We start from the raw sequence: 17532 nt of genomic DNA, 5'->3' as shown, positions 1-17532 counted from the left end.
GCGGTGGGCTTACCGTCTGCGGTTGCGCGGGTGCTCGCGGGCCACGCGCTCGTTGCCATGCCGATAGTTGCCGGTGAGCCGCGCCATCAGCTCCTGTGGGTCGGACTCCTCCACATCAGCCAGGAACCGCGCGGCGGCCTGCCCGCGGAGCACACCGGCCGGGCGGCCGTGGTGCAGCAGTTCGATGTCCCCGTTCTTGCGAACGCGGTACGTGAATCCCTCCGGTGCACCCGCCATCACAGCATCGTGCGCGCCGGGACGGACCGCGCGCGAGCGATTATTCCCAGCCGATCACGTCGTCGTCCCCGCACAGCAAATCGAGCAGGTACTGACCCCACCTCGGCACGACGGCCGTCGCATTGACGCGGCGGTGGCGTGGCGCTCGACCGCCGTGTCTCAGCCGGGCAGCTCGGCGGTGGCGTGGCGCAGGACCGCCGTGTCCTAGCCGGGCAGCTCGGCAGTGGCGTGGCGCACGACCGCCGTGTCCTAGCCGGGCAGCTCGGCAGTGGCGTGGCGCACGACCGCCGTGTCCTAGCCGGGCAGCTCGGCGGTGGCGTGGCGCTTGACCGCCGTGTCCCAGCCGGGTAGGTCGGCGGCGGCGCGCTCGGCCGGGCCCACGTAGTCGGCCGACGGACGGATGATCTTCGCGAGGCGCTTCTGCTCGAGGATGTGGGCGCTCCAGCCGGCCGTGCGGGCGCACGTGAACATCGCGGCGAGCATGTCCACCGGGACCTCGGCGAAATCGAGCACGATGGCGGCCCAGAACTCCACGTTGGTCTCGAGCACGCGGTCGGGCTTGCGCTCGCGCAGCTCGGCCAGCGCGGCCTTCTCCAGCTCCAGCGCGACCTCGTAGCGCGGCGCGCCCAGCTCCCGCGCCGCCTCGCGCAGGATGCGGGCCCGCGGATCCTCGGCACGGTAGATCGCATGCCCGAAGCCCATCAGCCGCTGACCGCTGTCGAGGACTTTCTTCACGTACGCCCGGGCGTCCCCACTCCTCTCGACGGCGGCGACCATGCCGAGCGCGCGAGCCGGCGCCCCGCCGTGCAGCGGTCCCGAGAGCGCGCCCACCGCCGCCGAGAGACAGGCCCCGACGTCGGCGCCGGTGCTGGCCACGACGCGGGCGGTGAACGTCGACGCGTTCAGGCCGTGCTCAGCGGCGCAGACCCAGTAGCGGTCGATCGCCGCGACATGCCGCGGGTCCGGCTCCCCCCTCCAGCGGATCATGAACTGCGACGTGATGTCCGGGCCCTCGGCGACGCGACTCTCGGGCACCGGTGGCAGGTCGTCTCCGCGAGCCGACGCCGCCGCGACGCTGAGCATCGCCGCCGACGCTCGTGCCACGTCCTGGCGTGCCTGCTCGTCGGAGATGTCGATGAGCGGTCGTAGCCCGAGCGCGGCCGCCGCGGCCTGCACATCCACCCGCGCGTCCCCCGTCCGCACCGGAACGCGAGGCGCTGGCGACGGGCGGAGCGGCGAGTCGAACGAACTGTCGGCCAGCAGACCCCAGACGTCGGCGAAGGACACGATCCCGGCCAACGAGCGGATGTCGACCCCGCGATATCGGAGGGCGCCTCCGTCCCGGTCGGGCTCCGCTATCTCGGTGTCGAACGCGACGACACCGGCCAGTCCTGGATTGACATTCACCATGACTACAGAGTCAATGTCGTTCATGTTGACGTCAACGTTGATCCAGTCAACATGAGAGGATCTGCACATGGATGTCGACGTGCCCCGCCTGACCACCAATGACGTTGCCCGCCTGCTGGGAGTGAGACCCGCGACGGTGTACGCCTACGTGAGCCGTGGCCTGCTCGGCAGCCACCGGAACGCGAACGGCAAGGGCAGCCTCTTCGACCGCGCCGAGGTGGACGCCTTCCTGGCCGCGCGCCGACGCCCGACCACGCCCGGCATCCAGACCGGCATCACCCTCATCCAGCACGGAACTTTGTACTACCGCGGCCTCGACGCCGTCCAGCTCGCACGAGTGGCCAGTTTCGAGGAAGTCGTCACCTTGCTATGGACAGGCACGCGAGCCTACGTCGACTTCGTCCCCGACGAGTCTCTGCGCCGCCTGGCCGAGGCCGTCATCGCGCCGCTGCCCGAGGCCGCCCGGAACACGGACCGCCTCCGCGTGATAGCCGCCGCGGCCGCGGCCGGCGACCCGCTCCGCTTCGACACCTCGCCGGCCGCGGTGACCGCCACCGGCCGCACCCTGCTCGCCACGATGGTCGCCGCCCTCCCGCTCCCCGCTTGTCCCCCCGCCGCATCGCCGCTCGCCCCTCACCAGCCCGCCGGATTGCCGGCCGGAGCACCCACAACCCCCGCGTCCCCGGCCGCCACGTCCCCGGCTACCGTGCCCACGGCCGCCGCGTCCCCAGCCACCACGTCCCCGGCCGCCATGCCTACGGCCGCCGCGTCGTCGGCCGCGTTGCCGGTTACCGCACAACGGATCGCCACTGATCCGCCCGCCGCGACTCAACCGCTCAAGGCCCAGAACGAGACACCAGCCAAGCCGAAGAAAAACAAAGCGCTCAGTGACCGCGTCGCCGATGAGTCGCTCACCGGACGTACGGCTTCAGCACACTACGAAGGCTCCAGCGCGCCGTTCGATCCGGTCGAGCGATCCGGTACGAAGCGCATCGCGGAGAGGCTCTGGCCGCGCCTCACCACGCGCGAGCCCGCTCCCCGCGACCACAATCTGCTCGACGCCGCGCTGATCCTGCTGGCCGACCATGACATCGCCGCGTCCACGCTGGCCGCCAGGGTCGCGGCGTCGACTCGCGCTCACCCCTACGCCGTTGTCGGGGCCGGGCTCGCCGCGCTCGACGGGCCACTGCACGGCGCGGCCAGCAGCTTCGCGTACGCGCTGCTGACCGAGACGATGACGCGGCCCGACCCGATCGACGCCATCGCCGACAAGCTGCGCGCCGGTGATCCGGTGCCGGGGTTCGGCCACCGCCTCTATCCGAACGGCGATCCCCGCGCGGTGGCGTTGCTGGACATGCTCGGCGACACCCGCGCCCGGGACGCGGCCGAGCGCGTCGCTCATGTCATGCGTACGCGATCGGGCCTGCACCCGAATGTGGACCTGGCCCTCGCCGCGATCACGCTGGAACACAACATGCCGCCGGACGCCGGCGAGACGATCTTCGCGGTCGCGCGCACGGCCGGGTGGATCGCTCACGCCTTGGAGGAGTACGCCGACCGGCCGTCACGCTTCCGCCCGTCGGGCGAATACGCGGGCCGAGCTCCCGCCTGACGAACCGCACCGCGGACCGCGACCGTCACGACCCAATCAATACGTCAACACGTCAACACGTGCACCTGTCAATACAGTCGCGTCAACACACCGGATCAACCGGCCGAGCACCGACCGGCATGTGGCGTCAGCCCGCCAAAGCCACCGCCTAATCGAGGACGAGATGCGCGACTAGGAGACCACGACAGCGTGCAGCATCATCCCGACCTATCACCAGCAGCGTGGATCGGCGCGACGGCCTATCACCACAGCAGCGTGGATCGGCGCGGCGGCCTGTGGAGAACGGCCGGCCGGCGCCCTCAGCCGGTGCCCCCTGTGGAGGGTAAGGTCCGGGAATGTCGCCTGAAGATCCGGCCGGTCTGTCCCTGCTCGAGGGGCTGCACTCCACGCCCGCCCGCCGCTACCTGTCCGCCGAGCCGATCGGCGACGACGTTCTCCGCGTCATCCTCGACGCGGCCGTGCGGGGGCCCAGTGGCGGCAACAGTCAGCGCTGGGCGTGGATCGTGGTGCGGGACACGGCGGTCAAGCGGCAGATCGCCGAGTGGTACCGCGAGGGCTGGGAGCACAGCTACGGGTCGCGCCGGGAGCAGATCCTCGCGTCGGGCAGCATGAGCCCGGCCAACTTCCGGGCCGCCGAGCACCTCGCGCACCACCTCGAGGAGGCGCCCGTCTGGGTCTTTCCCGTGCTGCTCGGGCCCGCGCGGTCGCGGAACCCGCGGCTGGGCTCGTCCATCTACGGCGCTGTGCAGCAATTGATGCTGGCCGCGCGCGCTCATGGCATCGGCTCGACGTTGACGACGCTGTACGCGGCGCACGAGGACGGCGTACGGGCGTTGCTGAACCTGCCCGAGGACGCGATCACCATGGCGCTGGTCCCGCTCGGCTACCCGGCGCGCGGGCGGTGGGCCCAGCCGAAGCGGCGGCCGCTCGACGAGGTGGTCTTCCAGGAGAGGTACGAGGAACGGAGCTGACGGCATGAACCCGTACGTCAAGAGCTTGACCTTCGACTGCCAGGACGCCCTGGTCGTGGCCCGGTTCTGGGCGGCCGCGCTGGGTGGTGAACTCGACGACGACTCGACGTCGGCCAAGGCGTTCGTGGAGGCGCCGGGGTGGGGCGGCCCCAACCTGTGGTTCCAGCGGGTTCCCGAGCCCAAGGAGGGCAAGCTGCGGCTGCACTTCGACCTGCGGGCGCCCGGCGGTGACATCCCGGCCGAGGTGGAGCGGCTGACCGGGCTGGGCGCGACCTTCGCGTGGGAGGCGGACGGCATCATCGTGCTGCGTGACCCGGAGGGCAACGAGTTCTGCGTCGAGGAGTAGCGGGGCGGCGACTCGTAAAGTACGGCGGGGGCCGACCGATATCGGGGTATCGCACGCCGACTTCCCGAGGAAGGACCCACGCCCATGGCTCAGCGGACTCTGCCGGTCCGCGACGACCGGTGGCAGCCCACGGACCGGATCTACGAAGGCCTGATCGCCCGCGCGGTCGACCATTCCGAGGATTACGAGGCCCGTGACGGCACCGCCGAGATGATGGCCGGCGCTTTCCTGCTCGCCGTTCTCTTCATCATCGTGATGAAGGGCGCGGATTCCGTCGCTGTCGCGTTGGCCGTGACCGGATTGTTCGGCGGGCTGGGCTTCCTCTACATGGTCAACGCGGCACGACCGGCCAAGGGCGACCGCTCCCAGACGCTCAGCGAACTGGGTGGGCCGGGCCTGCTCCCGGCCGGCTACCTGGTGCACCCGAAGGCCTGGTCGGCGGGTCTGTCCGACCATGTCGGCGCCGTCCCCGAGTCGCAGTTGCTGGCCGCGGCCGAGCTGTGCAACATCTTTCCCGGTACGGTCGACGACCTGCTGCGGTTCGTCGGGAACGTCGCCATCCACGTGCCGGCGGGTCGCAACACGAGCGCCGAGGATGTGCGCCGGCGGGCCCGTGAGCTGGTGCGGGTGGGCAAGCCGATCGTCGTGGACTACGCGAAGAGCGCCCCGAAGCTGCCCAGCCCGCCGCCCGAGGGCAAGAAGAGCAAGTGACAGCGAGACGCCCCGGGCCATCGGCTCGGGGCGTCTCTCCGTCGGAACTCGACCGCGCGGCCGGGCAGCGACTCGCGTGCCCGGCCGGGCACGGCAATCAACCCCAGGGCCGAGTGAGGCGTCGACTGCGCGGCCACGACAGTGGATGGCGAATCAAGCACTACGCGGCCAGGGCGGCGTAGCGGCCGCCGACGTCGACGAGGGCTTCGTGGGTGCCGGCCTCGAGGATGCGACCGTGGTCGACGACGGCGATCTGGTCGGCGTCGCGGACTGTGGACAACCGGTGGGCGATGGTCACCGTCGTGCGGCCGATCGAGAGCTCGTCGAACGCCTTCTGCACGGCCCGTTCGGTCTCGTTGTCGAGCGCGCTCGTGGCCTCGTCCAGCACCAGGATGCGCGGGTCGCGCAGCAGTGTGCGGGCGATGGCGATCCGCTGCTTCTCGCCGCCGGAGAACCGGTGACCGCGCGAGCCGACCATCGTGTCGTACCCGTCCGGGAGCGACGCGATGAGATCGTGGATCTGCGCCGCGCGGGCGGCCTCCTCGATCTGGGCGTCGGTGGCGTCCGGCTTGGCGTAGCGCAGGTTCTCCCGCACCGACGTGTGCAGGAGGTAGGTCTCCTGGGACACCACTCCGACGATCGACGTGAGCGTTTCGAGGGACATGTCGCGCAGGTCGACGCCGTCGATCGTGATGCTGCCGGCCGTGGGGTCGTAGAGCCGGGCGATGAGCGCCGCGATGGTGCTCTTGCCCGAGCCGGTCTCGCCGACCAGGGCGAGCGACGAGCCCGCGGGCACGTCCAGGGTGACTCCGGCGACGGCGGCGGCCGGGCTTCCGGCGTACGTGAAGGTGACGTCCTCGAAGCGCAGGTGGCCGCGGGGCGCCGCCACCGGCACGGGCCGGGCCGGCTCCTCGATGTCGACCGGCAGGTCGAGGTATTCGAAGATGCGCGCGAACAGCGCCAGCGAGCTGGTGACCGTGACGCCGACGTTGAGCAGGCCCATGAGCGGCCGGAACAGGCCGGTCTGCAGGGCCGTGAAGGCGACCAGCGTGCCGATGCTCATCGAGCCCGACGTGATCGGCAGGCCCGCCGCGAGGTAGATGACGGCGGGGATCGCGGCGAAGACGATGCTCATCGAGGCCATCCGCCAGCGGCCGGCCAGCTCGGAGCGCAGCTCGAGGTCGATGAGCCGCCTCGACGAGTCGGTGAACCGGTCGACCTGGGCCGGGCCGGTGCCCATCGTCTTGGTCAGCTGGACGCCGCCGATGGACAGGCCCTCCTCGATGATGACGTTGAGGTCGGCCAGTTCGCGCTGGCGCTGGGCGGTGATGGCCCGGCGCATGCTCGCGACCCGGCGGGTGAGCCAGATCGACGGCGGCAGCACGAGCAGCGACACCAGCGAGAGCTGCCAGGACAAGGCGGCCATGGCGACCGCGGTGGCGACGACGGTGGTGAGGTTCGAGGCGATCGAGGTGGCGGTGGACGTGACGACCGCTTCCATGCCGCCGATGTCGTTCGTGATGCGCGACTGGACCTCACCGGTGCGCGTCCGGGTGAAGAAGGCGATCGACTGGCGCTGCAGGTGGCGGAAGACGTCGGTGCGCAGCCTGTGCATGACGCGCTGGCCGATCGTCGTGGAGATCCAGGTCTGGACGACGCCCAGCGCGGCGGTCACGGCGGCGACGCCGACCATGCCGACGACGAGCCAGACGAGCAGGCGGACGTTCTGGTCGGGCAGCGCGGAGTCGATGACCTCGCGCAGCAGGAACGGGCTGGCCATGCCGACGATCGACGAGGCCACGATGGTGAGGACCACGACGGCGAGCGGGCGGCGGTGGTCGGTGAACAGGGAGCCGATGCGGCGCAGCGAGACGTTCTTGGCCTGCGCGATCTCGGCGGCGGTGGGCTTCTTGCCGCGGCTGCGGCCTTCGACGGGGCTTTCCAAGTGCGGACCCTCTTCCGTACGGGGACGGTCGCCGCGATAGGCGCCGGTGGGCGCGGGGCGATCCGTGACTTGCTGAGGTTACCTCAACATGAGGGAACAACAGAAGACGCTGGTACGGTATTCCCGTGGACGACGAGGGTCTGCTCGAGGCGTTCTTCGCCGTGTCCCGCCGGTTGCGGCAGCGCACGCGCGAGGCGCTGGAGCCCTGGGAGTTGACGCCCTCGCTGGGCCGGGCGATCAGCGTGTTGTCCCGGCACGGCGACCTGCGACCGAGCGAGCTGGCCGAGCATCTGCGGATAGCACCGCGCTCGGCCACCGAGGTCGTCGACGACCTGCAGGGCGCCGGCTTGGCCGAACGCCACCCCGACCCGGCCGACCGCCGAGCCGTGCTGGTGACGCTGACCGGCGAGGGCGAGCGCGTCAGCCGGGACATCCAGGCGGCCCGCCGGGCGGCCGGCGAACGCTTCTTCGCCACGCTCTCCCCCGACGACCGCGACGAACTCGGCCGCCTCCTGCGCCGCCTGCGCGAGGACGCCGACTGAGGAAGGCCCGGCGCGGTTCGGTGAATCAACGCGGTCAGCGGGTCAGCTGTTGCCGCGAGCCAGCCGGGTACCGCGAGCCGGCCGGGCCGCGCGGATCGGCGGCTTCAGGAGCGGCGGGCGTAAGCGGTCAGGCAGGCCGCGCGGATCGGCGGCTTCAGGAGCGGCGGGCGTAAGCGGTCAGGCAGGCCGCGGAGCCGGTCGCGCAGAAGACGGCCACCAGCAGCGGCATCGGGATCTCGACGCCGACCACCCGGATGAGCACGGCCAGCACGAGCAGCCCCACCAGGCAGACCCCCAGCGCGACCGCCGCCAGGTGGGCGAACGCCGAACGGGCCCGGCTGTCCGGGCCGAGACCGCCGGCCGGCACCCGCAACGACTCGGCGAACGTGTCGGCCACCCGCACCAGCGAGGCGGCGTCGCGGATCTGCTGCTCGGCCGCGCTCAGCCGGCGCAGCTCGGTGAGCGCGCGCGGGTGTCCGGGGACGAGCCGGATCGCGCGCGAGTAGGCCTCCCGGGCGCTCAACGGCCGCCCGGCTGCGAACAGCGCCATCCCGTACGCCACCTGGACGTCGGCGTCGTAGTGGGCGATCTCGGCCGCGGCGCCCAGCACGGACTCGGCCTCGGCGGTGCGTCCGGCGGCCAGCAGCGCGCGCCCGTACCGCTCAGCCGGGCGCGGGTTGCCGGGGTCCTCTTCGCTCGCGGCGGCCGCGGCCGTGATGGCCAGGTCGTGCCGGCCCAGCGCGGTGTACGCGGCGCTGACCCAGTACAACTCCTCGACGCCGCGCGGGTTAAGCGCCAGCGCGGTCCGGGCGGCGTAGAGCGCGTCGGCGAACGTGCCGAGGGCCATTCGCGCCCGGGCGAGCAGAAGCCAGGCCACGGCGTTGCCGGGCTCGGCCCCGACGACGGGGGTCAGCAGGGTCGCCGCCTGTCCGGCGCGCCCGCTGGTCAGCAGGTCACCGGCACGGTCGAGGAGGTTTTCGGTACGCACGATTCTGTGATCGGAATCCACAGGCGCGGATCGCGGTACGGCCCGGGTGCGTCTCGGTTGTGGAAAACGTGACGCAGCTCATCGCGCTCGGTCTTCACCCCGACGGTGCCGATGCCGATCGAGAGCGGTTGCCAACGAGGAGCAGCGCCCCCACCGGGAACACCGGACGGGAAGCGACGCCGCCCTGGAGGAGCAGCAAGGAGCCGATCCCCCGGCTCCGGAGCACGGGAAAGGAACGACAGCCATGAGCCTGACCATCACCGAGACCCGCTGGGCCGCCCACACCAGCCTTGTCCACCTGTACGCCGACGTGCAGCGTTTGCGCGCCGACTTCATCGCCGGCGCCGATCAGCAGGTGCTCGCGGTCGACCGGGCCGCCGTCCACGACAGCCGCCGGATTCTCAACAGCCGCCGCGACGCGCTGGTCGACGTCACCGTCTGAGCAACCCCGGCGGACTACTCCTGTGGGTTCCCGGCCGCGGTGCGGCCGGGGGCCTCGGTCCGCAGTTCCTGGTGGCGTTCCGTGATCGCCTCGAGCATCCCGTCGAGGAAGCGCCGCACGGTCACCAGCTCGTCCGGGCTGAACCCGTCCATCACCGCCTGGCTGCGCACCCCGAGCGGCCGGAAGAACGCCACCGCGAGCTCCATCCCCGGCTCCCCGTACCGCAGGTGCACCACCCGCCGGTCGGTGCTCTCCCGCGTACGCATGAGGTGACCGGCCCGCTCCAGGCGGTCGATGACCGCCGTGGTCGCTCCCGACGAGAGCCCGATCGCCTCCCCCAGCCGCCCCGGCGTGAGCGGCGTGCCGCGCCGCTCGGCGTGCATCACGGCGATCAGCGCCTGCAGGTCGGTGAAGTGCAGACCGTGCCGGCCGGCGAACTCGTGGGCGACCCGCTGCGCCTCGATGCTGTAGAGCCGCAGCAGGTCCACGACGTCACGGCGTACTTCTTCCACAGGCTCAGTGTTGCAGATGTCGTCCCGACGAGTAAGAATCTCGATAGTCGAGATACTTGATCGTGGAGGGGTTATGCGACGCGCCTGGCTGACACTCGTGATCGCGGTGCTGCTCGGGGGTGGCGTGCTCGCCTTCGCCGGCCCGCTCGAGACGACGAACGACCCCACCGCCTCGCTGCCCGGCGCGGCCGAGTCGACCCGGGTGGCCGAGCTCGAGCGCCGGCTGCCCTCCGGTCAGGTCAACCCGGCCCTGATCGTCTTCGCCAAGGACGACGGCACCCCGCTCACGCCGGCCGAGCTCCAGGCGATCGAGACCTTCGGAACGCCGATCGTCGCTCCCGGCAAGGACGCGGCGATCGTCTCCCGGCCCTACCCGGCCGGGTACTCGGCCGAGCAGATCGTCGACGCGGTCGGTCAGCTGCGCACCCAGGTGCGGGCCGAGACCCCGCCGGGCATCACCGCGCAGGTCACCGGGGGCGCCGGGTTCACCGCCGACCTGGCCGACAGCTTCTCCGGCGCCAACACCCGCCTGCTGCTCGTCACCGTCGTCGTGGTGGCCCTGCTGCTGCTGGTCACCTATCGCAGCCCGATCCTGTGGCTGGTCCCGCTGGCCGTCGTCGGCCTGGCCGATCGGCTGAGCGGCTCCGTCGTGGCGATCCTGTCCCGGCACACCGACCTGGCCATCGACGCCTCCACGAACGGCATCATCACCGTGCTCGTCTTCGGCGCCGGCACCAACTACGCGTTGCTGATCATCTCGCGCTACCGGGAGGAGCTGCACACGTACGAGGACCGGTTCGAAGCCATGCGGCGCGCGCTCAAGGGCGCCGGGCCGGCCGTTCTGGCCAGCTCGGGCACGGTCGTGCTCAGCCTCCTGACGCTGCTGCTGGCCAGCCTGGGCAGGAACCTCGCGCTGGGGGTCGCGGGCGCGGCCGGGATCGCCATCGCCGCCGTGTTCGCCCTGGTCGTGCTGCCGCCCGCGCTGCTCGTCGGCGGCCGCAAGCTGTTCTGGCCGTTCATCCCGCGGGTGGGCGAGGCCGGCGTGGGGGCCGAGAAGGGACTGTGGGCCCGCATCGGCCGCGGCGTCTCGCGCCGTCCGGCGATCGTGGCCGCCGGCGCCGTGGTCGTGCTGGCCGCGCTCGGCAGCGGCCTGGTCGGCACCAAGCTCGGCCTGTCGCAGGCCGAGCAGTTCCGGGTCGAGGCCGAGGCGGTCGACGGGCTGGAGACGGTCAGCCGCTACTTCCCGGCCGGCGCCACCGATCCGGCCACGATCATGACCACGCCGGCCCGGGCCGAGGAGGTCCTCGCGCTGGTCGGCAAGACGCCCGGCGTCGCCTCGGCCCGGATCGGCGAGCGTACGGACGAGCTGGCGAGCATCAGCGCGGTGCTCACGGCCGCGCCCGACACCCCCGAGGCGTACGACACCGTGCGGGCCCTGCGTGCGAACGTGGGCGGCGAACAGGCGCTCGTCGGCGGCAGCGTGGCCGCGAGCCTGGACGACCGGGACGCGGCCCGGCGGGACCTGACCGTCATCGTCCCGGCCGTGCTGATCGTCGTCCTGCTCGTGCTCGTCGGGCTGCTGCGGGCCCTGGTCGCGCCCGTCCTGCTGCTGGTCACGGTGATCGCCAGTTTCGGCGCCGCGCTGGGCGCCGGCTCGTGGCTGTTCCGTGAGGTGCTCGGCTATCCGGCGCTCGACACCGGCGTACCGCTGCTGTCGTTCCTGTTCCTGGTGGCCCTCGGGGTGGACTACAACATCTTCCTGGTGACCCGGGCCCGGGAGGAGACGCCGCGGCGTGGCACCCGCGACGGCATGGTGCACGCCCTGGCCGTCACCGGCGGCGTCATCACCAGCGCGGGCATCCTGCTGGCGGCCGTGTTCGCGGTGCTCGGGGTGCTGCCGGTCATCACGCTGACGCAGATCGGCGTCATCGTCGGCATCGGCGTGCTGCTGGACACGCTGCTCGTCCGGACGGTCCTGGTCCCCGCTCTGGCCACGATGTGCGGGGACCGCTTCTGGTGGCCGGGGCGGCCGGGGGTGGTCAGCTCGGAGAGACCGGAACCGGCTCGGACCTGATCGGGACACCGGCGAACGGGATCGCCGACGTGGCCGCCGTGCCGGCCCCGTCGGGGTGCTGCCAGACCCCGCGGCGGGCCAGCTCGGGAAGCACACCCTCGCCGAACCAGTACGCCTCCTCGAGATGCGGATAACCGCTGAGGATGAACTCGTCGATGCCCAGCGCCGCGTACTCCTGGATGCGGTCGGCCACCTCCTGGTGGCTGCCCACGAGCGCGGTGCCGGCACCGCCGCGGACCAGGCCCACGCCGGCCCACAGGTTGGGCGAGACGACCAGCCCGTCGCGGTTGCCGCCGTGCAGGTCGAGCATCCGCCGCTGGCCCTCGGACTCGCTGCGGTTCAGGCCCGCCTGCACGGCGGCGATGTCCGCCTCGCTGACCCCGCGCAGCAGACGATCGGCCTCGGCCCAGGCCCCGTCGGCCGTGTCGCGGGCGATGACGTGCAGCCGGATGCCGAACCGCATGTCCGGCCGCAGCGAGCGGATCCAGTCGAGCTTCCGGGCCACCTGCGCCGGGGGCTCACCCCAGGTCAGATAGACGTCGGCGTGCTCGGCGGCGACCGGCCCGGCCGCCTTCGACGAGCCGCCGAAATAGATGGCCGGCGCCGGGTCGGGCAGCTTGGCCAGCCGCGCCTCCTCGACCCGCAGGTGGGCGCCGTCGAAGGTGACCGTCTCACCGCGGAACAGCGAGCGGACGATGGTCAGGAACTCGGCCGTCCGCGCGTACCGGGCGTCCTTGTCGAGGAAGTCGCCGTACTGCCGCTGCTCGTGCGACTCGCCGCCGGTGACCACGTTGAGCAGCAACCGGCCACCGGAGAGCCGCTGGAACGTCGACGCCATCTGCGCGGCCAGCGTGGGCGAGATGACGCCGGGCCGGAACGCGACCAGGAACTTGAGCCGCTCGGTCACCTCGGTCAGCATCGCGGTGCTGAGCCACGCGTCCTCGCACCACGCGCCGGTCGGGGTGAGCGCGCCGACGAAGCCGAGCTGCTCGGCGCTGCGGGCGATCTGGCCGAGATATCCGATGGTCAGCGGCCGGACGCCACCGGCCGAGCCGACCGGGGTGCCGTGGCCGCCTCCCACGATGTCGCGGCTGTCGCCGTTGGTGGGGAGGAACCAGTGAAAGTCCATGGCCGCACCCTACCTACTTCTCCTATCAATTGGATAGAGTCCCGGGGCATGGATGAGGTTGCTTACGACAAGCTGCGGACGCGCCAGTGGCAGGCCGGCCAGGCGCGCGGTTTCTCCCGCCGTGACCTGCTGAGACTCACCGCGGCGGCCGGCGCCGCCGGGGTGGCCGGGACCCTGACCGGCGCCACGCCCGCCCTGGCGGCCGACGGCCCGATCGTCAAACCGCTGCCCCCCGAGCTGTTCAAGGTGTTCGGCACCAACGCCGAGACCCGCTGGTCGGCGCTGGCCGGTGCCGGTTACCACGTGCCGATCGACCGCTTCTTCGTGCGCAACCACACCAGCACCCCGATCATCGACAGCGCCGCCTGGCGGCTCGAGGTCTTCGGCGCCGGTCTGCGCGGCGGCCCCGTGTCGTTCTCGCTGCGCGACCTCCAGCGGCTGCGGGCGGTCGCCCGGTCGGTGGCCGTCGAATGCGCCGGCAACGGCCGCAGCTACTTCACCACCCAGCAGGGACAAACCGTTTCCGGTACGGCGTGGGGGCTCGGCGCCGTCGGCGTCGCCCGCTGGCGGGGCGTACGGCTGTCGACCGTCCTGCGCCGGGCCGGGCTCAGCTCCGGCGCCGTCGACGTGCAGGCGTCCGGTCTCGACCCGAACTTCGTCACCGGCGGCGTCGACCTGGGCCCCGTGCGGCGGCCGCTGCCCGTCCGCAAGGCTCTGGACGACGTCCTGCTGGCCTACAAGATGAACGGGTCTCCGCTGCCGGCTGATCACGGAGGTCCCGTACGCCTGATCGTGCCGTCCTGGATCGGCATCGCGTCGATCAAGTGGGTCGGCCGCATCGAGGTCTCCGACGAGCCGCTGTTCTCGCCCTGGAACACTCAGTTCTACCGGTTCTTCGGCCCGGACTTCCCGGCCGACGGGCAGCCGTTCGACCGCCAGTCCGTCAAGAGCGCCTTCGAGCTCGACCCCGGCGCCGTCGTCCCGGCCGGGTCCCGGGTACGCCTCACCGGCCGCTCCTGGTCGGCCGCGGGCCGCATCAAGCACGTCGACGTGAGCACGGACAACGGCGTCTCCTGGCGCCGCGCGCGGCCGGTGGGCCCGTCGATCGACCACGCCTGGCAGCGCTGGGAGCTCGACTGGCGCCCGGCCGCGGGCGCCCACGTCCTGCAGGCCCGGGCCACCGACGTACGGGGCAACACCCAGCCCGACGTCGCCCGGTTCAACACCCTGGGCTACCTGTTCGACGCCGTCGTCAAGGTGCCGGTGACCGCCGCTTAGCCGTCAGAGACCGGAAGCGTGGAGGTGCGGGCGGGATCAGATGACGACGCGGATGATCCGCGTCCGTCCACCGATCGCCGCCCGTACATCGTTGAGGAGCTGCGGGTCCAGCGCCGGCCAGTTCTGGAAGAGCACCGCGGGCGCTCCGACCGCGAACGGCCACGGCGCCGGCCAGTCCCCGGCCCGGGCGGTCCAGTCGCACTCCCGGCAGGCCACTGTGGGCTCCGGCCCGCCCAGCCACGCCTCGAAGGCGCTCTGCATCGTCTCGCGATCGGGCTGGCTCCCGCACCGGTCGCAGTTCGGCCGGGCCCAGTTGGTGAAGGCGTGGTACGCCGAGCGCTCGGCGACGATGTCCACGCCGTTGTCCTCGTGGTCGACCCACTGCTCGCCCGGCTCGAGGTGGTCGGCCGCTGCCGGTCCGGGCCCGTACGGCAGCTCCGGCCCGGGGCGGTCGACGATGACGCGCAGCTCGAGCAGGCCCTCGGTCACCTGGCGGGCGCGAGCCGCCGCGTCCACGTCGGTGTCGATCCGGACGACGATCTGACGGTGCACCATCATGCCGTGACCATAGTGGCGCACCCCCATGATCGGGCCCCGGCGGCACCCGGACGGGTGCCGCCGGGCCGGTGTCAGACGCCGGCCGGGACGTCGCCGCGCAAGGTGATGCGGTGCATGACCCGGCGCGCGTCGCCGTAGTCCCGGTTGGCGTAGTGCGCCGTGCTGCGGTTGTCCCACATGGCCACGTCGCCGGGGCGCCAGCGGTGGCGGACGATGTGCTCGGGCTTGGTCAGGTGGGCGTAGAGCAGGTCGAGGATCGCCCGGCTCTCGAACTCCGACACGCCGACGATGTGCGAGGTGAAGCCGGGATTGACGAAGATGCCCCGCCGCCCGGTCTCGGGGTGCACACGGACCACCGGGTGCTCGATCGGCTCCAGCTGGGTGACGACCTCGCCGTCCCACTCGTTGCCGCGGCCCCCGCGACGCTGGGCCAGGTAGTAGCCGAACTCGCGGTTGCCGTCGTGCACGGCGGTCAGCCGGTCGGCCAGGGCCCGGACCGGCGCGGACAGCGAGTCGTAGGCCAGCTGCGCGTCGGCCCAGTTGGTGTCGCCGCCGGTCGGCGGGAGCGTCACGGCCCGCAGGATCGAGCCCAGCGGGGGCCGCCGCATGAACGTCACGTCGGTGTGCCACACGTCGGCGAAGCCGTTGTCGGTGCTGTCCAGGGCGTACACCTCGGGGTGCTCGGCGTCGACGCCGCCGATCACCGGGTGCGAGGCGGTGAGCTCGCCGATGCGACGGCCCAGCGCGACCTGCCCGTCGTCGTCGAGGGTCTGGTCGCGGAAGAACAACACCTTGCGGTCGACCAGGGCGGCCCGGATGTCGGCGATGTCGGCGTCGGACACCTTGGACAGGTCGATCCCGTGGACGATCGCCCCGAAGTGCGGCGACAACTGGTCGAAAATCATGCGGATACCTCCGACGGGGAACGGTCACGGACGGCGGCGCCGATCTCGGCGCGCAGGGCGGCGAACTGCGGCAGCCCGCGCAGCTCGTCCGGGGCGAGCCCGGTGCGCGGCAGGTCGATGGGCAGGTCGAGGGCGATCCGGCCGGGGCGGGGCGTGAGCACCACGACCCGGCTGCCGAGGAAGACCGCCTCGTCGACGCTGTGGGTCACGAAGACGCAGGTGCGGCCGGACGAGGCGCTGACCCGGCGCAGGTCCTCCTGCAGGCGTTCCCGGGTGAGCGCGTCGAGCGCGGCGAACGGCTCGTCGAGCAGCAGCAGCGGGTTCTCCACGGCCAGGGCCCGCGCGATCGCCACCCGCTGCTGCTGGCCGCCGCTGATCTGCCAGGTCCGCCTGCGGGCGACGTCGTGCAGACCGACGCGGCCGAGCAGCTCCTCGACGCGGTCCGGGGTCGCGGGCAGCCCGGCGTACTTGAGCGCGAGCGCGACGTTGCCGCCGACGCTGCGCCAGGGGAAAAGGCGCGGCTGCTGGAACACCAGCCCGGCGCCGCGGCCCGGCACGGGTGGCCCGCCGGCCGCCCGTACGGTCCCGAAGGTCGGCTCCTCGAACCCGGCGATCAGCCGCAGGAGCGTGCTCTTGCCGCACCCGGAGGCGCCGACGAGCACGAGGAACTCGCCCTCGGGCACGGTCAGGTCGAGGGGCCCGACCGCGGTGACGTCGCCGTAGCGGTGCTCGACGTCGGCCAGCCGGATCGCCGCGGTGTCCTCCGAAGCCCGGTCACCCGAGACCCTGTCATCCGAGGACACTGGGCAGGCCCTTCACGTACACGGCGTTCTGCACGTCGGCCAGGGCCGGCACCGCGTCGATCTTCTGCTGGCCCTTGAGGAACTCGGCCGCGCTCACCAGGTTGTCGGCCAGCTTGCCGACCTTGCCCTCGGAGCCCAGCCACTCGTCGCTCGCCAGGTCGGCCGGCTTGAGGAACACGCCCTGCGAGAGCTGGTCCTGCGCCTGCTCGGGGCTCAGGTTGAGCTCCGCGCCGACCGCCTTGCCGGCCGCCGCCGGGTCGGTGGCGATGAGGTCGAGCGCCTGGGCCTCCACCTTGCGCCACGCGTCGACCGCCTCGGGGTGCGCGTCGATGAACGAGCTGGAGACGACGCCGAGGTCGAGCGTCGGCTTGCCCGCCGTGGCCAGCTGCCGGCTCGAGACGAGCACCTTGCCGGTCTTCTTGATCTCGGCCAGCGAGGGCAGCCACGTGTACGCCGCGTCGAGGTCGCCGCGGGTCCAGGCGGCCTGGATGTCCTGCGGCTCCAGGTCGACGATGCTGACCTCGTTCTCCTTGACGCCGGCCTGGTCGAGCGCGGCCAGCAGGCTGTAGTGCGCGGTCGAGGCGAACGGGGTGGCCACCTTCTTGCCGCGCAGCGAGGCCACGTCGGTGACGCCGCTGCCGTTGCGGGCGACCAGCGCCTCGTTGTCGCCGGCCACGTCGAGGACGAAGGCCACCTTGTACGGGATGTTCAGCGGCGCCGACAAGCCGCGCGCGACCGGGCTCGACCCGATGGCCGCGATGTCGACGCTCCTGGCCACGAACGCCGTGTTGATGCTCGCGCCGGAGTCGAACTTGGTCCAGGTGATCTGGTAGCCGGGCAACGCCTTCTCCAGCAGCCCCTGGTTCTTGACGATCAGGTCGCCGCTCGGGAACGCCTGGTACGCGATGCGGATGGTCTTCTTCGCGGCATCCGCGCCGCCCCCACTGGCGGCGCCGTTCCCGCAGGCGGCAGTGGCGCCGGCGGCCAGGACGAGGACAGCGAGGCCGGCCAGCCCGGCTCGAAGCTTGGCCACGGTGAAGGGCTCTCTTCTCTAGTGGTCGTCATGGTC

At 72.1% G+C, this 17532-nt stretch carries 18 protein-coding genes; 8 read left to right on the top strand and 10 right to left on the bottom strand.

All coding sequences use genetic code 11. The annotated features are described in order from the left end of the window. Nucleotides 1-9 precede the first annotated feature (9 nt). Both HJC40_RS23280 and HJC40_RS23275 read right to left on the bottom strand, forming a co-directional pair. Nucleotides 10-237 (bottom strand): hypothetical protein, encoded by a 228-nt coding sequence (locus HJC40_RS23280; protein WP_250003511.1) that lies wholly within the window; start codon nucleotides 235-237, stop codon nucleotides 10-12. A 294-nt stretch (nucleotides 238-531) separates the two neighbouring features. After that, a complete protein-coding gene (locus tag HJC40_RS23275) occupies nucleotides 532-1647 on the bottom strand; it encodes a citrate synthase 2 (protein ID WP_250003510.1) in 1116 nt (371 codons plus the stop codon). A 67-nt stretch (nucleotides 1648-1714) separates the two neighbouring features. Between HJC40_RS23275 and HJC40_RS23270 the strand changes: the two genes are divergently transcribed. The 4 genes from HJC40_RS23270 to HJC40_RS23255 all read left to right on the top strand — a co-directional run bounded on the left by HJC40_RS23270 (nucleotide 1715) and on the right by HJC40_RS23255 (nucleotide 5287). Beyond that, on the top strand, nucleotides 1715-3259 hold the full coding sequence (locus HJC40_RS23270) for a citrate/2-methylcitrate synthase (RefSeq protein WP_250003509.1): 1545 nt from the start codon (nucleotides 1715-1717) through the stop codon (nucleotides 3257-3259). Between the two features lie 335 nt (nucleotides 3260-3594). Next, nucleotides 3595-4230 carry a nitroreductase family protein gene (locus tag HJC40_RS23265; protein ID WP_250003508.1) on the top strand — a complete coding sequence of 212 codons (636 nt, stop codon included), beginning with the start codon at nucleotides 3595-3597 and terminating at the stop codon, nucleotides 4228-4230. 4 nt (nucleotides 4231-4234) lie between these two features. Beyond that, nucleotides 4235-4576 (top strand): VOC family protein, encoded by a 342-nt coding sequence (locus HJC40_RS23260; protein ID WP_250003507.1) that lies wholly within the window; start codon nucleotides 4235-4237, stop codon nucleotides 4574-4576. An 84-nt stretch (nucleotides 4577-4660) separates the two neighbouring features. After that, complete coding sequence (locus HJC40_RS23255; protein ID WP_250003506.1) at nucleotides 4661-5287, top strand: hypothetical protein; 627 nt, start codon at nucleotides 4661-4663, stop codon at nucleotides 5285-5287. 160 nt (nucleotides 5288-5447) lie between these two features. Here the strand turns inward: HJC40_RS23255 and HJC40_RS23250 are convergent, their stop codons facing one another. Continuing rightward, entirely contained in the window at nucleotides 5448-7178 is a 1731-nt protein-coding gene (locus HJC40_RS23250) for an ABC transporter ATP-binding protein (RefSeq protein WP_250003874.1), read from the bottom strand. A 179-nt stretch (nucleotides 7179-7357) separates the two neighbouring features. Here HJC40_RS23250 and HJC40_RS23245 point away from each other — a divergent pair, with 179 nt between their 5' ends. After that, nucleotides 7358-7774, top strand: coding sequence for a MarR family transcriptional regulator (locus HJC40_RS23245; RefSeq protein ID WP_250003505.1), 417 nt, complete (start codon nucleotides 7358-7360; stop codon nucleotides 7772-7774). 154 nt (nucleotides 7775-7928) lie between these two features. Here HJC40_RS23245 and HJC40_RS23240 read toward each other — a convergent pair whose 3' ends face one another. After that, complete coding sequence (locus HJC40_RS23240; RefSeq protein WP_250003504.1) at nucleotides 7929-8762, bottom strand: tetratricopeptide repeat protein; 834 nt, start codon at nucleotides 8760-8762, stop codon at nucleotides 7929-7931. Between the two features lie 244 nt (nucleotides 8763-9006). Here HJC40_RS23240 and HJC40_RS23235 point away from each other — a divergent pair, with 244 nt between their 5' ends. Then, entirely contained in the window at nucleotides 9007-9204 is a 198-nt protein-coding gene (locus tag HJC40_RS23235) for a hypothetical protein (RefSeq protein ID WP_250003503.1), read from the top strand. A gap of 14 nt (nucleotides 9205-9218) precedes the next feature. Here the strand turns inward: HJC40_RS23235 and HJC40_RS23230 are convergent, their stop codons facing one another. Beyond that, the gene (locus HJC40_RS23230) at nucleotides 9219-9716 is read right to left on the bottom strand and encodes a MarR family transcriptional regulator (RefSeq protein WP_250003502.1); all 498 of its coding nucleotides are present in this window, start codon (nucleotides 9714-9716) and stop codon (nucleotides 9219-9221) included. Between the two features lie 73 nt (nucleotides 9717-9789). Between HJC40_RS23230 and HJC40_RS23225 the strand changes: the two genes are divergently transcribed. Beyond that, entirely contained in the window at nucleotides 9790-11790 is a 2001-nt protein-coding gene (locus HJC40_RS23225; RefSeq protein WP_250003501.1) for an MMPL family transporter, read from the top strand. On the opposite strand, the gene HJC40_RS23220 is transcribed toward HJC40_RS23225, so the two are convergent. Then, entirely contained in the window at nucleotides 11756-12919 is a 1164-nt protein-coding gene (locus HJC40_RS23220) for an LLM class flavin-dependent oxidoreductase (protein WP_250003500.1), read from the bottom strand. The genes HJC40_RS23225 and HJC40_RS23220 overlap by 35 nt on opposite strands. A gap of 48 nt (nucleotides 12920-12967) precedes the next feature. On the opposite strand from HJC40_RS23220, the gene HJC40_RS23215 reads away from it, so the two are divergent. Beyond that, nucleotides 12968-14197 (top strand): sulfite oxidase, encoded by a 1230-nt coding sequence (locus HJC40_RS23215; RefSeq protein ID WP_250003499.1) that lies wholly within the window; start codon nucleotides 12968-12970, stop codon nucleotides 14195-14197. Between the two features lie 36 nt (nucleotides 14198-14233). Here HJC40_RS23215 and HJC40_RS23210 read toward each other — a convergent pair whose 3' ends face one another. The 4 genes from HJC40_RS23210 to HJC40_RS23195 all read right to left on the bottom strand — a co-directional run bounded on the left by HJC40_RS23210 (nucleotide 14234) and on the right by HJC40_RS23195 (nucleotide 17496). Beyond that, nucleotides 14234-14755, bottom strand: coding sequence for a hypothetical protein (locus tag HJC40_RS23210; RefSeq protein WP_250003498.1), 522 nt, complete (start codon nucleotides 14753-14755; stop codon nucleotides 14234-14236). A gap of 71 nt (nucleotides 14756-14826) precedes the next feature. After that, nucleotides 14827-15660, bottom strand: coding sequence for a TauD/TfdA family dioxygenase (locus tag HJC40_RS23205; RefSeq protein WP_250003497.1), 834 nt, complete (start codon nucleotides 15658-15660; stop codon nucleotides 14827-14829). Then, complete coding sequence (locus HJC40_RS23200; protein ID WP_250003496.1) at nucleotides 15657-16463, bottom strand: ABC transporter ATP-binding protein; 807 nt, start codon at nucleotides 16461-16463, stop codon at nucleotides 15657-15659. The genes HJC40_RS23205 and HJC40_RS23200 overlap by 4 nt, the downstream gene beginning before the upstream one ends. Then, nucleotides 16450-17496, bottom strand: coding sequence for a glycine betaine ABC transporter substrate-binding protein (locus tag HJC40_RS23195; RefSeq protein ID WP_250003495.1), 1047 nt, complete (start codon nucleotides 17494-17496; stop codon nucleotides 16450-16452). Before HJC40_RS23195 ends, HJC40_RS23200 begins: the two co-directional genes overlap by 14 nt. Nucleotides 17497-17532 lie beyond the last annotated feature (36 nt).

Source organism: Actinoplanes sp. M2I2 (assembly GCF_023544445.1).
In the GTDB taxonomy this organism is placed as follows: Bacteria; Actinomycetota; Actinomycetes; order Mycobacteriales; family Micromonosporaceae; genus Actinoplanes.
This window is presented reverse-complemented; position numbering and strand designations above follow the sequence as displayed.